The sequence below is a fragment of the Microbacterium sp. genome, from assembly GCF_031179285.1.
Lineage (GTDB): Bacteria > Actinomycetota > Actinomycetes > Actinomycetales > Microbacteriaceae > Microbacterium.
In genome coordinates this window covers 14,481-32,791 of sequence record NZ_JAPSHY010000032.1, presented here as the reverse complement: position 1 = coordinate 32,791, position 18,311 = coordinate 14,481, and the positions used below count along the sequence as shown (strand labels likewise).

The 18,311-nt window shown below is 68.3% G+C and carries 15 protein-coding genes and 1 riboswitch; of the genes, 14 read left to right on the top strand and 1 reads right to left on the bottom strand.

What is annotated here, in order from left to right; translation table 11 throughout:
• Positions 1-329: 50S ribosomal protein L20 (gene rplT, locus RIN18_RS15360; protein ID WP_309104863.1), on the top strand; the 329-nt coding region annotated here is incomplete at its 5' end.
• 10 nt (positions 330-339) lie between these two features.
• Here rplT and RIN18_RS15355 read toward each other — a convergent pair.
• On the bottom strand, positions 340-825 hold the full coding sequence (locus RIN18_RS15355) for a DUF2809 domain-containing protein (protein WP_309104862.1): 486 nt from the start codon (positions 823-825) through the stop codon (positions 340-342).
• 109 nt (positions 826-934) lie between these two features.
• On the opposite strand from RIN18_RS15355, the gene RIN18_RS15350 reads away from it, so the two are divergent.
• From RIN18_RS15350 to argC, 13 genes are all read left to right on the top strand, one after another.
• On the top strand, positions 935-1,747 hold the full coding sequence (locus RIN18_RS15350; protein ID WP_309104861.1) for an RNA methyltransferase: 813 nt from the start codon (positions 935-937) through the stop codon (positions 1,745-1,747).
• A gap of 101 nt (positions 1,748-1,848) precedes the next feature.
• Positions 1,849-2,616, top strand: coding sequence for an amino acid ABC transporter ATP-binding protein (locus RIN18_RS15345; protein ID WP_309104860.1), 768 nt, complete (start codon positions 1,849-1,851; stop codon positions 2,614-2,616).
• A gap of 47 nt (positions 2,617-2,663) precedes the next feature.
• On the top strand, positions 2,664-3,581 hold the full coding sequence (locus RIN18_RS15340; protein WP_309104859.1) for a glutamate ABC transporter substrate-binding protein: 918 nt from the start codon (positions 2,664-2,666) through the stop codon (positions 3,579-3,581).
• A 63-nt stretch (positions 3,582-3,644) separates the two neighbouring features.
• A complete protein-coding gene (locus RIN18_RS15335) occupies positions 3,645-4,301 on the top strand; it encodes an amino acid ABC transporter permease (protein WP_309104858.1) in 657 nt (218 codons plus the stop codon).
• The gene (locus tag RIN18_RS15330; protein ID WP_309104857.1) at positions 4,298-5,221 is read left to right on the top strand and encodes an amino acid ABC transporter permease; all 924 of its coding nucleotides are present in this window, start codon (positions 4,298-4,300) and stop codon (positions 5,219-5,221) included. Before RIN18_RS15335 ends, RIN18_RS15330 begins: the two co-directional genes overlap by 4 nt.
• The gene (locus tag RIN18_RS15325) at positions 5,218-5,865 is read left to right on the top strand and encodes a hypothetical protein (RefSeq protein WP_309104856.1); all 648 of its coding nucleotides are present in this window, start codon (positions 5,218-5,220) and stop codon (positions 5,863-5,865) included. Before RIN18_RS15330 ends, RIN18_RS15325 begins: the two co-directional genes overlap by 4 nt.
• 55 nt (positions 5,866-5,920) lie before the next feature.
• Positions 5,921-6,961, top strand: coding sequence for a phenylalanine--tRNA ligase subunit alpha (gene pheS / locus RIN18_RS15320; RefSeq protein ID WP_309104855.1), 1,041 nt, complete (start codon positions 5,921-5,923; stop codon positions 6,959-6,961).
• Entirely contained in the window at positions 6,961-9,477 is a 2,517-nt protein-coding gene (gene pheT, locus RIN18_RS15315) for a phenylalanine--tRNA ligase subunit beta (RefSeq protein WP_309104854.1), read from the top strand. Before pheS ends, pheT begins: the two co-directional genes overlap by 1 nt.
• 159 nt (positions 9,478-9,636) lie before the next feature.
• Positions 9,637-12,879 (top strand): hypothetical protein, encoded by a 3,243-nt coding sequence (locus tag RIN18_RS15310; protein ID WP_309104853.1) that lies wholly within the window; start codon positions 9,637-9,639, stop codon positions 12,877-12,879.
• A gap of 86 nt (positions 12,880-12,965) precedes the next feature.
• Positions 12,966-13,934, top strand: coding sequence for an NAD-dependent epimerase/dehydratase family protein (locus RIN18_RS15305; protein ID WP_309104852.1), 969 nt, complete (start codon positions 12,966-12,968; stop codon positions 13,932-13,934).
• A 26-nt stretch (positions 13,935-13,960) separates the two neighbouring features.
• Positions 13,961-14,054, top strand: a riboswitch (TPP riboswitch).
• Positions 14,045-14,893 carry a hydroxyethylthiazole kinase gene (thiM, locus tag RIN18_RS15300; RefSeq protein ID WP_309104851.1) on the top strand — a complete coding sequence of 283 codons (849 nt, stop codon included), beginning with the start codon at positions 14,045-14,047 and terminating at the stop codon, positions 14,891-14,893. Its footprint overlaps the riboswitch before it by 10 nt.
• A complete protein-coding gene (locus RIN18_RS15295; RefSeq protein ID WP_309104850.1) occupies positions 14,890-17,022 on the top strand; it encodes a bifunctional hydroxymethylpyrimidine kinase/phosphomethylpyrimidine kinase in 2,133 nt (710 codons plus the stop codon). Before thiM ends, RIN18_RS15295 begins: the two co-directional genes overlap by 4 nt.
• 230 nt (positions 17,023-17,252) lie before the next feature.
• Positions 17,253-18,305, top strand: a complete 1,053-nt coding sequence (argC, locus tag RIN18_RS15290) for an N-acetyl-gamma-glutamyl-phosphate reductase (protein ID WP_309104849.1) — start codon at positions 17,253-17,255, stop codon at positions 18,303-18,305.
• Positions 18,306-18,311 lie beyond the last annotated feature (6 nt).

Sequence of the window (18,311 nt, the reverse complement as noted above, 5' to 3'; positions counted from 1 at the left end):
GCGCCTCCGGCTACCGCGGTCAGCGTTCGCGCCTCTACCGCAAGGCCAAGGAGCAGGTCATCCACTCCCTGGTCTACTCGTACCGGGACCGTCGCAAGCGCAAGGGCGACTTCCGCCGTCTCTGGATTCAGCGCATCAACGCCGCTGCACGCCAGAACGGCATGACCTACAACCGTTTCATCCAGGGCCTCGGCCTCGCGGGCGTCACGGTCGACCGTCGCATGCTCGCCGACCTCGCGGTCAACGATGCAGCCACGTTCGCCTCGCTCATCGAGACGGCCAAGAAGGCTCTGCCTTCCGACGTCAACGCACCGAAATCGGCCGCATAAGCTGCTTCACTCAGAGGGCGCTCTCCTTCGGGAGGGCGCCCTCTTGCGTGTCGGCCCGCGGAGACACCTGCCGCCACTGTGCAGAGATCGCCCCGTGAACCAGCACGGCGACCAGGATCGCCAGGGCGTACACGACCAGATCCCTGGCATCGAAGCCCGTGCCCAGAACCAGGGCGGCCGGCGGAAGCGCCGCCGCCAAGAGCGCGGGAAGCCCCGTCAGCTGCAGCAGTTCCACTCCCACGCACACGGCGACCGCGAGCGCCCCCAGCCGGGTCGCGCGAAGACCGGGGAACACGATCGCCAGCAGCAGATAGATCAGGCAGGCATAGAGGGCGTCGCCGACGATGTCGCCGATGGCGCCGGCGACGAACCGGTGAACGGCGAGCCCGGCGGCGATGACCACGAGGGCAAGACCCGACAGCAGCAGGCGAGTCGCTCGCCCTCCGGCGGTGCCGGCGCGGTGTCGGGGTGATCGTCCGGACGCTTCACTCGTCATCCCCGCACCCTAGCGAGCGAACCTGCGCCCGGTGGATCGCGCGATGGCCTGCTGAGAATCACGCTGCGCGAGCGCACGCCGACGCGGTGCCACTCTCTAGACTGAAGGCGTGCTGGAGAACCCCCGGTCCCCCCGAGTCCGTGCCGTCGCGAAGCTGACCAAGCGCAGCGCGCGAACGGAGACCGGTCTGTACCTCCTCGAGGGGCCGCAAGCCGTCCGCGAGGCGCTGACCTATCGCCCGGATGCCATCGTCGAACTGTTCGCCACACCGACCGGCTGGGAGCGGCATCCCGACATCCGCTCATCGGCGGCCGAGAACGATGTCGAGGTCGAATACGTCACCGAGTACGTGCTCAACGCGATGGCCGACACCGTCACTCCGCAGGGGCTCGTCGCCGTCGTGCGTCAGACGCCCACATCGGTGCGCGACATCTTCGCCGCGTCACCGCGCCTCGTCGCGATCTGCGAGGAGGTGCGCGACCCCGGAAATCTCGGGACGATCATCAGGGCGGCGGATGCTGCGGGCGCCGACGCGGTGGTTCTGACCGGCCGCACCGTCGATCCGTACAACCCCAAGGTGGTCCGCGCCACCACCGGCTCGCTGTTCCACCTGCCCTTCTCGGTCGCCGGCGAACTCTCCGATGTCGTCGAGCGTGCGCACGCCGCCGGGCTGCAGGTGCTCGCCGCCGACGTCAAGGGCGACGACCTGCTTCAGGCGCGTGCGGAGGGGGTGCTCGCGCGTCCCACCGCCTGGCTCTTCGGGAACGAGGCGCGCGGGCTGGAGGATGCCGCGCTGTCCCTCGCCGATCGCGTGCTGAAGCTGCCGATCTTCGGGCGTGCGGAGTCGTTGAACCTGGCGACAGCGGCGAGTGTGTGCCTGTACGAGAGCGCGTTCTCGCAGCGGGCCGAAGCCGGGATCTGACCGCTTCGACCATCGTCGAAGCCGCGATTCTCCCGGTTACAAGTGTGTAACACCGGGGGTCGATCTCGCTCAGGTCGGCGTCTGCTCCTAATGTAAGGGGCATGGCACAAAGCGATAGCGCAGGGCGCGTCGGCACGCCCCTCGTGGTGGTCGACAACGTTCAGAAGCACTACGGCGACTTCCAGGCGCTCACCGACATCGACCTGACGGTCGACTCCGGCGAGGTCGTGGTCGTGATCGGACCGTCGGGATCCGGCAAGTCGACGCTCTGCCGCACGATCAACCGGCTCGAGACGATCACCAGCGGCACGATCAGCATCGACGGCAAGGAGCTGCCGGCCGAGGGCAAGGGGCTCGCACAGCTGCGTGCCGATGTCGGCATGGTGTTCCAGTCGTTCAACCTCTTCGCGCACCTCACCATCCTCGAGAACGTGACCCTCGGTCCCATCAAGGTGCGGGGCCTGAAGAAGGCCGACGCCGAGAAGGAGGCGATGACACTCCTCGAGCGCGTGGGGGTCGCGCAGCAGGCGCAGAAGCTGCCGGCACAGCTCTCGGGTGGCCAGCAGCAGCGCGTCGCGATCGCCAGAGCACTGGCGATGCGGCCGAAGGTGATGCTGTTCGATGAGCCCACCAGCGCGCTCGATCCCGAGATGATCAACGAGGTCCTCGACGTCATGGTCGGACTCGCCGCAGAGGGGATGACGATGATCGTCGTCACCCACGAGATGGGCTTCGCCCGAAAGGCCGCCGATCGCGTCGTCTTCATGGCGGACGGCCGCATCGTCGAGGAGGCGACGCCCGAGGAGTTCTTCACGAACCCCAAGAGCGATCGCGCCAAGGACTTCCTCTCGAAGCTCCTGACGCACTGATACAAGCTTCACAGACCCTGCATCCACAGCACACGAAGGAGACGCACATGCGACGCACACGGACACTGGCAGGAATCGGTATCGCCGCAGCAGCGCTGCTGGCACTCACCGCCTGCAACAGCGGCAGCCCGACCCCGGGCGGCGGCACCGGCACCGGCGGTGGAGATGAGGGCGGCGAGGACAGCACCTGGTTCGAGGTCGCCGAGGACGTCACGCTCGAAGGCAGCCCGACGTTCGACGCGATCACCGAGCGTGACAAGGTCGTCGTCGGCGTCAAGGAGGACCAGCCGGGACTCGGCTACCTCGACGTCACCTCGGGCGAGCGCACCGGTTTCGACATCGACATCGCCCGCTGGATCGCCGCCTCGCTCGGCTACGACGAGGACAAGATCGAGTTCAAGCCGATCGCTTCGGCGAACCGCGAGCAGGCGATCGTGAACGGTGACATCGATTATTACGTCGGCACCTACTCCATCAACGACAAGCGCAAAGAGCAGATCGACTTCGCCGGCCCTTACTTCATCACCGGTCAGGGTCTGCTCGTCGCCGCCGACGCCGAAGAGGCAGAGGCGCTCGAGGACTTCAACGGCAAGACCGTCTGCTCTGCGACCGGCTCCACGCCCATCCAGAACATCAAGGCGAACTTCCCCGAGATCACGACCAAGGAGTACGACCTGTACTCCGCCTGCGTCGAGGACCTCCTCAACGGCACTGTCGACGCGGTCACCACCGACCAGGCCATCCTCATCGGCTACGCCGCGCAGTACCCGGACGAGCTGAAGGTCACCGGCGGTCTGTTCACCGAGGAGCGCTACGGTGTCGGTCTCGCCAAGGGCGACGACGCGCTGCGCACGCACATCAACGAGCTGTTCACCGACGGCGGCGACATCTGGCAGGCGATCTTCGACGCCAACCTGGGTGAGTCCGGCATCGAGGTCGAGCAGCCCGAGGTCGACGCGTACTGATCGAACGGGGTGGCCTCCGTCCGCGGAGGCCACCCTGCACTCTTTGAAGAAGGGGAGGGTGGCGTGGACGTCATCTTCGGAAACCTCGACCTCTGGAGCGAGGCGATCGGCAACACGCTGCTCGTCTTCCTCGGCGGCGGGCTCATCGCGCTCGTGCTCGGCGTCATCGTCGGCGCGATGCGGGTGTCTCCCATCCCGATCGCGCGCGCCGTCGGCACCGTCTACGTGAACCTGGTGCGCAACACGCCGCTCACCCTCGTCTTCTTCATCTTCGTCTTCGGCTACCCGGCGCTCGGGCTGCCGAAGCTGTCAGCCCTGGTGCTCGGCATCCTCGCGATCGGCATCTACACGGCCACGTACGTCGCCGAAGTGCTGCGCGCCGGCATCAACACCGTGCCGGTCGGCCAGGCCGAGGCTGCCCGCGCCATCGGACTTCCGTTCGGGCAGGTGATGACCCTCATCGTGCTTCCACAGGCCTTCCGTTCGGTCGTGCCACCGATGATGAGCGTGTTCATCGCACTGCTCAAGAACACCACGGTCGCCGCAGGATTCTCGATCGCCGAGCTGGCGGCGCTCCGCGCCACCGTGAATGATGCGCCGGATCGGCCGGGCAACCCGATGGAGGTCCTGCTCTGGGTTGCCGTCGTGTTCGTGGTGCTGGTGCTGCTGATGAGCGCCGTGCAGCGCCATCTCGAGAACCGATGGAGGATCGCGCGATGACTTCCGTGCTCTACGACGTGCCCGGCCCCCGGGCCATCGCCCGCAACCGCATCCTCGCCGTCATCACCATCCTCGTGGTGCTCGCCGCGATCGGTTTCGTGGTGTACCGGATGCTCGTCACCGGTCAGTTCACCGAGCAGAAGTGGTACGTCTTCACGTTCTCGAACGTGTGGGTCGGCATCGGCAAGGCCCTGGGCAACACTCTCGCCGCTTTCGCTCTCGCTGCGGTGCTCAGTCTCGTTCTGGGCTTCGTCCTCGCCATCGGGCGGCTTTCCGACCACGCGTGGGTGAGGATCCCGGTCACGGTGATAACCGAGCTGTTCCGCGCCGTGCCGGTGCTCGTCTTCATGATGCTGCTGTACTACGGCCTGCCTGTCATCGGCGTGAAGATGGAGCCGTACTGGGCGGTCGTGCTCGCACTCATGGTCTACAACGGGTCGGTGCTCGCCGAGGTGCTCCGCGCCGGCGTCGAGTCCCTCCCGCGCGGACAGAAGGAGGCCGGGTATGCGATCGGCCTGCGCAAGAGCGGCGTGATGCGGCTCATCCTGTTCCCGCAGGCGATCCGGGCGATGCTGCCCGTGATCGTGGCGCAACTCGTCGTGACGATGAAGGACACCGCGCTCGGGTTCATCATCACCTACCCCGAACTGCTGTACTACGCCAAGCAGCTCACCTCGCAGCAGGGTCGGCCGATCCTGCAGTCGGCGATCGTCATCGGTGGCATCTACATCCTCATGTGCCTCATCCTCTCGGGGATCGCCAGGTGGGTCGAGATCCGTACGCGCCACTCGCCGAAGGTGCGCGGAATGGTGGCGGACCCGGGGCCCGATCCTCGGGTGCATGAGGGCGGCACGAACACCGAACTCATCGCGATGCAGCGCGGCGCCGGCAAGTTCGACGGCACGAGCACGGGCGGATGAGTCCTCACGCCATCGGCATCGAACCCGATTCTTCCTCTCCGTCCGCGACGGGTCGGACGCTCGAGCAGTGGCTCGATCCGTCGTCGCCAGCAAAGGCCCCACCTGAGCTCGGAACGAGGCTGCGAGAGATCGCGGATGCTCGGGCGCTGCGCGCCGGGATGTGGGCGGCATTTCTGAGCATCGGCCTTTCCGCCGTGTTCCTCACCTTCGTCGTGTTCGCCCTGACCGGCATTCCGAGGATCCTCCCGGCGGCGATCGTCGGTGCCCTCGTCGCTCTCATCGCACTGCTCGCGCTGCGCCGGGAGCGCTTCCGCATCCCGAGATCCGGTGTGATCCTCTCGGCACGAGGACCGGGCATCGCACGCGCCGGTCTCGTCGCAGCCGCCGGGATCTTCCTGGTCGTCAACGCCGTTCTGGTTTCGATGGTGCTCCTCAGCGGGAACTTCCGCTCGGTCCTGGTCATCGACGTGCCTCTGCTCCTGCTGCTCGTATCGGTGCTCGTCGTGCCGTCGGCGGTGATCGGACGCGCCCGGATCTCGCTGCGCCGCGCCGCGAGCCGCCATCCGCGCCTCACGGCCGCGCTCGAGCAGGAACGGCTCGGCTGGTCGCCCACCGCAGCCACCGGCAGGTTCGGCCCGCTCTGAGGAGCGAGCCCTCGCGCGACGGAGGCGCCTGCCGCCCCCGGTAGACTCAGGTCTCGTGTCTGACGTACCTGAGATCACCCCCGAAGCGGTCGAATCCGCCGTTGCCGCAGCACTCGCGGCGATCGGCGCATCGGCCGACACCGCCGAGCTGAAGGCCACCCGCGCGGCGCACGTCGCCGAAGGATCGCCGCTGGCGATCCTCAATGCGTCGATGAGGCAGGTCGCGCCGGAGAACAAGGCGGCGTTCGGAAAGCTCATCGGTCAGGGCCGCGGTCAGGTCGCCAAAGCATTGGCCGCGAAGGAGGCGGAGCTCGCCGAGGCGGAGGTCGCTGCCCGCCTCGAGGCGGAACGCGTCGACATCACGGCTGTGCCGTCGCGCACGCGCGTCGGGGCGCGGCATCCGCTCTCCCTGCTTCAGGACCAGGTCTGCGACGTGTTCGTCGGCATGGGATGGGAGATCGCGGAAGGACCCGAACTCGAGCACGAGTGGTTCAACTTCGACGCGCTGAACTTCGACGTCGACCACCCCGCCCGTCAGGAGCAGGACACGTTCTACGTGGACCCTGCCTCCCGCCACCTGGTCATGCGCACCCATACGAGCCCCGTTCAGGTGCGCTCGATGCTCGAGCGCGACCTCCCGATCTACGTGCTCTGCCCGGGGCGCACCTACCGCACCGACGAGTTCGACGCGACGCACCTGCCGGTGTTCAGCCAGTTCGAGGGGCTCGTCATCGACAAGGGCATCACGATGGCGCACCTCAAGGGCACCCTCGATCACTTCGCGCGACAGATGTTCGGCCCCGAGGCGAAGACGCGCTTCCGGACGAACTACTTCCCCTTCACCGAGCCGTCGGCCGAGCTCGACCTCTGGCACCCGACCTTCAAGGGCGGTGCCCGCTGGATCGAGTGGGGCGGCTCCGGCATGGTGAACCCCAACGTGCTGCGCGCGGCCGGGATCGATCCCGAGGTCTACAGCGGGTTCGCCTTCGGGATGGGGATCGAGCGGACTCTGATGTTCCGCAGCGATGTGAAGGACATGCGCGACATGGCCGAGGGCGATGTGCGCTTCAGCGAGCAGTTCGGGATGGTGGTGTGATGCGCGTCCCGCTTTCGTGGTTGCGTGAGTACGTGGATGTGGCAACGGACGCCACGGCCGAGAGCGTTCTCGAGGCATTGGTGAGGGTCGGGTTCGAAGAGGAGGACATCCACCGCTTCGAGATCACCGGCCCCGTCGTCGTCGGCCGGGTGGTGTCATTCGAGGATGAGCCGCAGTCCAACGGCAAGACGATCCGCTGGTGTCAGGTCGACGTCGGCGAAGCCGAGCCTCGAGGCATCGTGTGCGGTGCGAGCAACTTCGCCGTCGACGACAAGGTCGTCGTCACCCTGCCGGGCGCCGTGCTGCCCGGACCCTTCCCGATCGCGGCCCGCAAGACCTACGGTCACGTGTCGGACGGCATGATCGCCTCGGCCCGCGAGCTCGGCCTCGGCGACGAGCACAACGGCATCCTGGTGCTCGCCGACCTCGGCGTCGACGCACCGGTCGGCACCGACGCGATCGCGCTGCTCGGGCTCGACGACGTCGCCGTCGAGATCAACGTCACGCCCGATCGTGGCTACGCGTTCTCGCTGCGTGGGGTGGCGCGTGAGTACTCGCACGCGACGGGCGCCGCATTCCGCGACCCGGCGGAGCGGGACTTCGCCGACCTCGCGCCGGGAGAGGGCTTCTCGATCGTCGTGGACGACCAGGCGCCGATCCGCGGTCGTCAGGGCGCCAGCGAATTCGTCGCGCGCGTCGTCAGGAACGTCGATCCGTCGCGTCCGACGCCGCCGTGGATGGTCGCACGCCTGGCGCTCGCGGGCATGCGCTCGCTCGGCATCCTCATCGATATCACCAACTACGTCATGCTCGAGCTCGGCAACCCCATCCACGGGTACGACCTCGACAAGCTTGCCGGTGGCATCACCGTGCGCCGCGCGCACGCCGGCGAGAAGCTGACGACACTCGACGGTCAGGAACGAGCCCTTCACACCGAAGACCTTCTCATCACCGACGACTCCGGCCCGATCGGCCTCGCCGGCGTCATGGGCGGCGGCGCCACCGAGATGAGTGGCACCACCCGCAACGTGCTCATCGAGGCCGCCATCTTCGACCCGATCACGATCGCGCGGGTTGCGCGCCGGCACAAGCTGCCCAGCGAAGCGTCCAAGCGCTTCGAGCGCGGTGTCGACCCGCTGCTCCCGTTCGTCGCCGCGCGCCGCGTCGCCGACCTCATGGTCGAGCTCGCCGGGGGAACGCTCACCGACGAGGGGGGAGCGCTGTTCGCCGAGATCCTCATCGAGGGCATCGAGCTGCCAAGTGGCTTCGTGGACGGCGTCATCGGCGTCGAGTACTCGGATGCCGAGGTCGTCGGAGCCCTGACGACGATCGGCGCCGAGGTCACCGAGGTGCCGGCGACCGGCGCGGGAGCGGCAGGCTGGCAGGTCATCCCGCCGACGTGGCGCCCCGATCTCACCGACAAGTGGACGCTCGCGGAGGAGGTCGCTCGCATCCACGGACTGGACCGCATCCCCTCCGTGCTGCCCACGCCACCGTCCGGGCGCGGGCTCACGTCGCTGCAGCGCGGCCGCCGTCGCGTGGCCGACGCCCTCGCTGCGGCCGGGTTCGTCGAGACGCCCGCGTTCCCGTTCACGACCGAGGAGCAGAACGATCTGCACGGATCCGCCTCGGGAGCGCACCTGCCCAGCATCCGTCTCGCCAACCCTCTCGACGGCCAGGTGCCGTACCTGCGGCGATCGCTGATCCCCGGGCTTCTGCAGATCGCGCACCGCAACATCTCGCGCGGTCTCACCGATCTCGCGCTGTTCGAGACCGGCGTCGTGTTCCTCCCGGAGCCCGGTGAGACGTACGGCACCGACGCCGTCCCGCCGCTCGCGGTGCGGCCTTCGGACGAGACGCTCGCCGAGCTCAACGCGTCGATCCCACCGCAGCACCGCCACGTCGCGGTGCTGCTGACGGGCAACGTCGCGGCGCGGCAGCCCGGCCGTGCACCGGAGGCGGCGGGGCTCGCCGAGGCGCTGGATGCGGTCCGTGTGATCTCGGCCGCCGCCGGCGTCGAGATCACCGTCGCCCAGGCGGAACGCGCAGCTCTTCACCCGGGGCGCACCGGCGCGCTGCTCGTCGGCGGCGACGAGGTCGGATACGTCGGCGAACTGCACCCGTCGGTCGCCGAGGGCGCTGACCTGCCGGGGCGCGCGACCGTGCTCGAACTCGACCTCGACCGCATCCTGTCCCTCGCGGGCGACCTCGTCGTCGCCGAGTCGCTGTCGACGTTCCCGGCGGCGACGCAGGATGTCTCGTTGGTCGTGCCGGTCACGCTGGCCGCCGGCGACGTTCGCGCTGCCCTCGTCGAGGGTGCGGGTCACCTGCTCGAATCCCTGCGGCTCGTCGATGACTACCGCGGAGACGGCATCGCCGACGGGACGAAGAGCTTGACCTTCACGCTGCGCTTCCGAGCGGAGGATCGCACCTTGACAGCGGCAGAAGCGACCGAGGCGAAGCTCGCCGGTGTCGCCGTGGCCGCCGAGCGGTTCGGGGCGACCCTGCGGGAGTGAACGTGGCTCGCTGACGCCCTCCCGAGATGGAGCCTTCATTCGGCGATCTGGAAGTGAAACGATAAAATTGGGGGTTGCGCTCGTCCGATCGGTGGGCGGAGGATAGCGGGAAAGCGGTTGCCCAACGGAGGGCTGCCGCGCTCATCGAGGAGAATCTCAGTGCGACTTTCACTGCGCAGGCTGGTCCCGATACCTCTCGCGATCGTGGTGGGAGCGTCGCTCCTCACCTTCAGCGCCCCGGCGGCGGGCGCGGTTCCCGAACGCGCTCCGCGCCCGGTCGAGCAGCTCACCCGCGGTCTCGTCGCCGCAGAGGTCCCGGGTGGCGTGTTCCTGAGCTGGCGCTTCCTCGGTGACGAACCGGACGGCATCTCCTGGAACGTCTACCGGCAGGACGGCGGCGGCGAATTCGTCAAGATCGCCACCGTCGCCCCGGCGGACGTGCAGCCCGAGAGCGACTACGCCTCGAATCCCGGGATCGTGAAGGAGAACGTCACCCCGTCGAACTTCACCGACCCCGACGGCTCGGTGACATCGGTGTACGAGATCGCGCCGGTCATCGACGGAGTGGAGGGAACACGGCAGGGGATGAGCGTTCCGATGCTCTCCGCTCTCGCCGGTCAGCCGGGGCAGGAGGGCCGCGGTGCGGCGCACTACATCCCGCTGAAGCCGGCGCCGGCGCCGGTTCCCCTCGCCCATTTCACGTATCGCGGACAACGCTTCGGGCCGGGGACCAACATCAACCCGGCGACCATGGTCATCCCCGAGACCGGCGGTCAGCACTGGCATGTCGTCGACATGGATCTGCTGCGGGCGTTCCGTGAGCCGCACAGCAGCAAGACGCCGGTCAGCGCGGCGGACCTGGACGCATGGATCGGCACGCTCAACGCGTACAACCAGGAGACCTGGCAGCCCACTGCCGAGCTCGGCGCGGATGGTGTCATCGGAGACGCTCTGTACGCGGAGCTCGAGGCGAAGTTCATCCGCTACGTCGAACAACTCGACAGCGGCACGTCGCTGCCGTACGCGAAGACCGCCGGTGGTGCGATCCACACGTCGCAGAGCGCCCCGTACTCCACCCACGACATGACGGTCGGTGACTTCGATGGCGACGGCGAGTACGAGATCGTCGTGAAGTGGCGCAGCACCCAGCAGGACCCGATGTACTCGGAACCGATCTTCGGCGGCGGGAACACCACGACCGCCCCTGAGTACGTCGACGTGTACAAGCTTGACGGCACCCTGCTGTTCCGCGTCGACATGGGCTACAACGTGCGCGCGGCCAACGACCATGAGACGACGCTGTTCGCCGAGGACTTCGACGGCGACGGCAAGTCCGAACTGATGCTCAAGACCGCTCTCGGCACCCGCATCGGGAACTGGGATGAGGCATCGGGGTCGGTCGTGTATCCCGATTCCGGCGTCGTCGGCGGCGAGGACGGCCTGCGAGCCACGACCGACAGGTTCAAGGAGTACTTCGCCACGGGAGACGAGGAGTCGCTCGACACCTATTGGTCGCTGCTGAACAGCTTCACCATCTCGTACCGCAGCCCGACGGTCGGCGGTGGCAACGATGGGCCGAACGACCCCGCGCTGAAGCGGTGGATCAAGACGTATCACGTCGGTCCGATCGGGCCCGCGAAGGACGACCAGGAGTTCTTCTCGGCGTTCGAGTGGGACGCCGAGAAGGGCCAGGGCACGCTGGTCGACAGCGAGCTGTACCCCCACACCTATGAGGCGAGCGTGGACGGTGAGAACTGGGCGATGACGCCTGCCACCCAGCGCGGCAATTACTCCTACCTCGCGTTCCCCGGACCGGGAGCGGGGAGTTCGGCGAGCGACTACAAAGCACAGATCATGGCCGAGAAGGAGGCCTACTGGCTGGAGAACCCCTGGAAGGCGGCGTCGTTCGGCGATGCGCAGGGCAACCGCGCGAACCGCTACGTCGGAGTGGTCGCGGCGCTGGACGGAGTGAACAAGTACGCGGTCTCGCAGCGCGGCTACTATCACCGCACGACGCTCGCCGCATTCACGATGGTGCACGGCGAGGTCAGACTTCAGGCGAGCTTCGATTCGGCCGACCCGCAGTACTGGTCGCTGGGCGGTGACGCGTACGACTACCAGAACCGAGGAAACCACGACACGAAATCCGCCGATCTCGACGGTGACGGGTGGGACGAGGTGGTGCTGAAAGCGATGGTCCTCGGACTCAGTGCCGACAAGACCAAGATCCTCCCGAAGGTGCTCAACGGTGACATCATGCCGACGATCGAGGGGCTGGACGGCGTGCCGCCGGTGGCGGGGCAGTTCCAGTTCGCCACGGACGAGGTGCGCAGCAATTCGCAGAACGTCTGGGCACCGCTGCGCCACGGAGACCGCGGCGCGCTGCTGCCGGTCGACAAGGACGACAACATCCGGGAGTGGTCCGGCATGGAGGAGCATCTTCTCGACGACATGCGCACCGGTCATCACCTCGGCTGGATCCCGGGGCCTGCCGGATACGACCCAATGAAGGGGAAGCGGCTGAGCGCTGACGGCGAGATCGTCTACGAGAACTCCCTCCTCTACGGCGTCTACGCGGGCAGCGACGACGAAGGGAGCGTCGCCGGGAACTTCTCGAACCGGTGGCCGGGGGCGCAGGCGGGCTCGGCAGGCGCGACGACCGAGGTCAGGAGCATGGTCACCGGCGAAGTGCTGACGACGAACTCCATTTCCCGTGGCATCGCTCAGGGCCAGAACGCCATCTGGTTCGGCGCGGGACTCACGCACATGACCGTCAACGGCGCGACGATAAACAGCATCGACGACCTGACCTTCGCGACCGCGCCGTACCTCGCGACCGGCCTGACCTCTACGGGCAACAAGAGCACGCCGACGCTCAAGGGAGACCTCCTGGGTGACTGGCGGGAGGAACTGGTCCTGCGGGCGAGTGAGAACCGCCTGGCGATCGTGTCGACGCTGGCGCCGACGGCGTACGGCATCCGCACGCTCATGCACGACCCCATGTACCGTAACGGAGTCGCCAACAAGAACAACGGCTACGACCAGGTGGGCTTCGCGAGTTTCTATCTGGGCGACGAGGCGGAACTGCCATCGATGCGCACCGACATCGCCGTTCCGGTCATCCCGGACCGGACCGCGCCGACGATCAGCATCCGCCCGCAGTCCAAGGGTGACGACGGCATCTACAGCACAGCCTTCTTCGAGTTCCGCGATGCCAGCGGTATCGACAGGGTGACCGTGAACGGAGTCGAGAAGGACAAGAACGACGGACCACGCGCGTTCCTGAACGCCGTGAAACCCGGCAAGTACGGGGCCGTCGTCGGCGCCAACGAACTGAAGGTGTACGACGCCGCGGGCAACGTCGCCACGCTCACCTTCGAACTCACCGGCAAGAAGAAGTAGCGGCCGACCTGGACGTGCGGGGGAGGGAGCGACCGCTCTGAGCGGAGATCCTTCCCCTGCGCGTACGTGTCTGGTGTCATGGCCCTATGACGACGCAGGTACTCATCCTCGGCGGCACGGGCTGGCTGTCCGGGCGCATCGCGCGGGAATGGCTGAACCGTGGGGCGGCGGTGACGTGTCTCGCGCGGGGAGCGAGGCCCGTGCCCGAAGGTGCGACGCTCGTCCGGGCGGACCGTGACGACCCGCGGGCGTACGACCAGCTGGCGGGCAGGCACTGGGACGAGGTGGTCGACGTCTCCTCGCAGTCCCGGCATGTACGGCGGGCAGTGGAGGCCGTGGGGGCGGATGCCGACCACTGGACCTACGTCTCATCGATGTCGGTGTATGCCGACGACACGACGATCGGCGCCGACGAACGTGCGGCATTGCTTGCGCCGTCGGAGGAGGGCGAAGAGGCGGACTACGGACGCGAGAAGGTGGCCGCGGAGGACGCGGTGCGGACGCTTCAGGCGCGCGCGCTCATCGTCCGCCCCGGGCTGATCGTCGGACCCGGCGATCCCAGCGATCGGTTCGGGTACTGGGCCGCTGCTTTCGATCGAGCAGCAGAAGGCGCCGTGCTGTCGCCGCCGCTGTCCCAGCGGTCCGCGCAGGTGATCGACGTCGACGATCTCGCGGCCTTCGTCGTCGGCGGCACCGGCAGCGGCGAGGTGAATGCCATCGGCGACACCATGCCGTTGGGAGAGATGCTGCAGCGCATCCGCTCAGCGACAGCGCACACCGGCGAGCTCATCGAAGCCTCCGAGGACTGGCTCATGGCGAACGATGTCGCCCACTGGGCGGGCGAGCGATCGCTGCCGCTGTGGCTGCCCGCCGACATGCCGGGGTTCATGACGCGCGACAATTCGGCGTTCACCTCCCGCGGTGGCGCGCTGTCTGCTCTCGACGAGACGATCCGCCGCGTGGTCGAGGACGAGCGGATGCGGGGAGTCGATCGCGAGCGGCGCGCCGGGCTGACGCGCGACGACGAACTCGCCTTGCTGGCCGCATTGGGATGAGTCGACTCACCGGTCGCTAGACTGCGATCAGTGACACGGGGTGCCGCATCCGCGGCTGAGAACAGACCCGTCGAACCTGATCTAGTTCGTACTAGCGAAGGGATGTCGCAATGAGCGATCGTCTGCGTCCGTCGTCCGATTCCGCGCTGCCGGAGAATACTGCCGCATTGCTGCATGCACTGCGCGATGCACCTCCGCTGACGCAGTGCATCACCAACGCCGTCGTCACCGGCTTCACCGCCAATGTGCTGCTCGCGATCGGCGCGGCACCCGCGATGGTCGACATCGTCGGCGAATCGGGGATGTTCGCCGGAGTCGCGTCTGGCCTTCTCGCGAACCTCGGGACTCCGACGCCGGAGCAGCGTGAGGCCACCCGCGAGGCCGTCGCGGGTGCGACCGATGCGGGGACCCCGTGGGTGCTCGACCCGGTCGCCATCGGCGTGCTTCCGGTGCGCACCGCTCTCGCGCATGAGCTGGTCGCTCTGCGGCCGACCGCGATCCGCGGCAACGCCTCGGAAATTCTCGCGCTCGCCGGTCTGAGCGGGGGAGGCAGGGGCGTGGACGCGACCGATACCACGGATGCCGCCACGGATGCGGCTCGCGCACTCGCCCGCGAATATGGCAGCGTCGTCGCCGTCTCGGGTCCGGCCGATCTGATCACCGATGGCACGCGCTGCATCCGCATCGCCAACGGAGATGTGCAGCTGACCAGAGTGACCGGGGGTGGCTGTGCGCTGGGAGCCGTGATGGCGGCCTTCCTCGGAACCGCGCGGGTGACCGGCGTCGCACCGCTGACTGCCGTCGCGGCGGCCACCCTCGTCTACACGATCGCCGCAGAGCGGGCTGCCTCCCGCGCGTCCGGACCCGGCAGTTTCGCGGTAGCGCTGCTCGACGCACTTGCAGCCGTCGACGCGCCGGGCATCGCTCGCGCCGCGCGCATCGAGGACGGTGCGCTGTGAGCATCGATCTCTCGCTCTACCTCGTCACCGACCGCTCGCAGTGCGGCGCGAGGGGAGTCACGGAAACCGTCCGCCAGGCCGTTGAGGGCGGCGTGCGGGTCGTGCAGCTCCGAGACAAGACCGCCACGGATGCCGAGACCGTGGCGCAGCTCATCGAGTTGTCGCGCGTCATCGACGGCCGAGCGCAGCTTGTCGTGAACGACAGACTGGATGCCGCGTTCGAGGCTCGCAGACGCGGCGCACGCGTCGACGGGGTGCATCTCGGCCAAGACGATGGCTCTGTGCTGCGGGCGCGTGAACTCCTGGGGGCGGACGCCCTCATCGGGCTCACGGCGAACACGCCTGCCCATCTCGATGCGGTGCGCTCCCTGCCCCCGGGCACCGTCGACTACCTCGGGGTGGGCGTCATCCGCCCGACCGACACCAAGCCCGATCACCCGCCGGCGCTCGGAATCGACGGCTTCCGCGCCTTCGCCGCGGCGAGCCCGCTGCCGTGCGTCGCGATCGGGGGAGTGAGCATCGACGACGTCGCTGCCCTGCGCGACGCCGGAGCCGCAGGCATCGCGGTCGTCTCGGCGCTCTGCGCTGCGGACGATCCCAGAGCGACGGCCCGGGATCTGCGCAGGCGCTGGAGTGGTGCGGCTGCGCCTCGGGTGCTCAGCATCGCGGGCAGCGACCCTTCCGGCGGTGCGGGCATCCAGGCCGATCTGAAGTCGATCGCAGCGAACGGCGGATACGGAATGGCCGCTCTCACCGCCCTCACCGCGCAGAACACCCGAGGGGTGCGGGCTGTGCACGTGCCGCCGGCAGCGTTCCTGCGCGAACAACTCGACGCCATCTCGGATGACGTCGAGATCGACGCTGTGAAGATCGGGATGCTGGCGAACGCCGACGTCATCCGCGCCGGGCTGGAGTGGCTCGCAGCAGTGCGTCCTCCGGTCGTGGTCGTGGATCCCGTGATGGTCGCCACCAGCGGCGACCGCCTCCTCGACGCTGAAGCGGAAGCGGCGCTGCGAACGCTGCTGCGCAGCGCTCACCTGGTCACACCGAACATGGTCGAGCTCGGCGTTCTCACCGAGCGCAGGATCCATACGTGGAGTGAGGCGCTTGCCGCAGCGGAGGCTCTCGCTGTCGAGACCGGCGCCGCTGTCCTGGTGAAGGGAGGTCATCTCGAAGGCGACGAGACGCCCGACGCCCTCGTCGAGGTGGACGGGACGGTGACCGAGTTTCCCGGGGCTCGCATCGCGACCTCGAACACGCACGGTACGGGGTGCTCGCTCTCCTCGGCGCTGGCAACGCGGCGGGCGCACGGTGACACCTGGACGGAAGCCATCGTCGCGTCCCGTGCGTGGCTTCGCGAGTCGCTGCGCGAAGGCGCGACACTCGCGGTGGGAAGCGGTCACGGCCCGGTCAGCCACTTCGCCGGTCTCTGGCGCCGCGGCGGAATCGAGACGAGCCCGGCGCCGGGCGATATCGCCGCCGACTGGTGGCAGCGCATCGCAGGAACCAGAGCCGACATCGATGCGCTGCCGTTCATCCGCGCTCTCGCCGACGGCACGCTGCCCCGCGAACGGTTCCTGTTCTATCTCGCGCAGGACGCGCTGTACCTACGCGACTACGCTCGAGTGCTCGCCGAGGCCGCACGCCTCGCACCGACATCGGAAGAGCAAGCCTTCTGGGCGCAGTCGGCCTACGGCTCGATGGTGGGCGAGCTGGAACTGCACGCCTCGTGGCTCTCGCCGGGCGAGGGAGTGGGCGCATCGACGTTCGCCGCGGACACGGCACCTGCGACGACCGCCTATCTCGATCACCTGCGATCCGTCGCGTTCGGCGGCGACTACGCCGAACTCATCGCCGCGGTCCTGCCCTGTTTCTGGCTGTACACCGATCTCGGGGAGCGTCTGAATGCCGGTGCGTTCGGCGACGCCGCCCGCGACGCCGGTCATCCATACGCTTCCTGGCTCACCACCTATGCCGATCCCTCGTTCGAGGAGGCAACGCGGCGCGCCATCGGATTCGTCTCGGAATGGGCGGCGGCGGCAGCCCCCGGTCTGCGCTCGCGGATGTTCCAGGCGTTCCGCGCGTCGTCACAGCACGAGCGGGAGTTTTTCGCCGCCCCGATGCGGTGAGGGAGAGACTGTGTAGGGCGTGATTTGCGGATGTCGTCGAGAGCGCGCTAGGGTCGCGGCATGCCTTCGGCTGCATCCGCCTCTCTGACGCTCGTTCCGAGCGTCATGCCGGCGCGCCGACGCGGCACGGACCGCCGACTCTAGGCGACCCCGCGCTCCTGCCTCCTTGGGCGGTCGAGTGCCGGTGTCGCCGCCCCGGCTCATCCGACCCCGACCGTTAAGGTAGAACCATGACGTATTCCGTCGCCGTCTCCGGCGCTTCCGGCTACGCGGGCGGCGAGATCCTGCGGCTCCTCGCCGGCCACCCCGACGTCGAGATCCGCACCGTCACCGCGCACTCCAACGCCGGCCAGCCGCTGTCAGAGCACCAACCGCACCTGCGCTCGCTCGCCCATCTCACCCTGCAGGACACCACCCCCGAGATTCTGTCGGGCCACGACATCGTGTTCCTCGCGCTGCCGCACGGGCAGTCCGGTCAGTACACCGACGCCCTCGGCGACACCCCTCTCGTCATCGACGCGGGCGCCGACCATCGCCTGACATCCGCCGTCGAATGGGACTCCTTCTACGGCGGCGACTTCCACGAGCCATGGGCGTACGGCGTGCCAGAGCTTCCGGTCGGCGTCGGCAAGCAGCGCGAGAACCTCCGCGGTGCGACGCGCATCGCGGCCCCGGGCTGCAACGCGTCGACCGTCAGTCTCAGTCTTGCTCCGGGCGTCGCCGCCGGTGTCATCGACCCGGGCGACATCGTCTCGGTGCTCGCCGTCGGCCCGTCCGGCGCGGGCAAGAGCCTGAAGACCAATCTGCTGGCGAGCGAGATCCTCGGTTCCGCCAACCCTTACGCCGTCGGCGGCTCGCATCGGCACATCCCCGAGATTCGTCAGGCGCTCGCCGCCGCCGGTGGCGGGGATGCCGACAGCATCCGCGTGTCCTTCACACCGGTGATCGTGCCGATGTCGCGCGGCATCCTCGCCACATCGAGCGCACGGATCGCGCCCGGGGTCTCCGACGCCGACATCCGCGGGGCCTGGGAGCGCGCGTACGGCGACGAGACCTTCGTGCAGCTCCTTCCCGCAGGTCACTTCCCGCGCACCGCCGACGTGCTGGGCGCGAACACCGCCCTCATCGGCCTCGCCATCGACCGGGCCGCGAACCGCGTGACGGTCGTCACCGCCGTCGACAACCTCGTCAAGGGCACCGCGGGCGCCGCCATCCAATCCATGAACATCGCGCTCGGTCTCTCCGAGGACCGCGCCCTCTCAGTCAACGGAGTCGCACCATGATCGTCG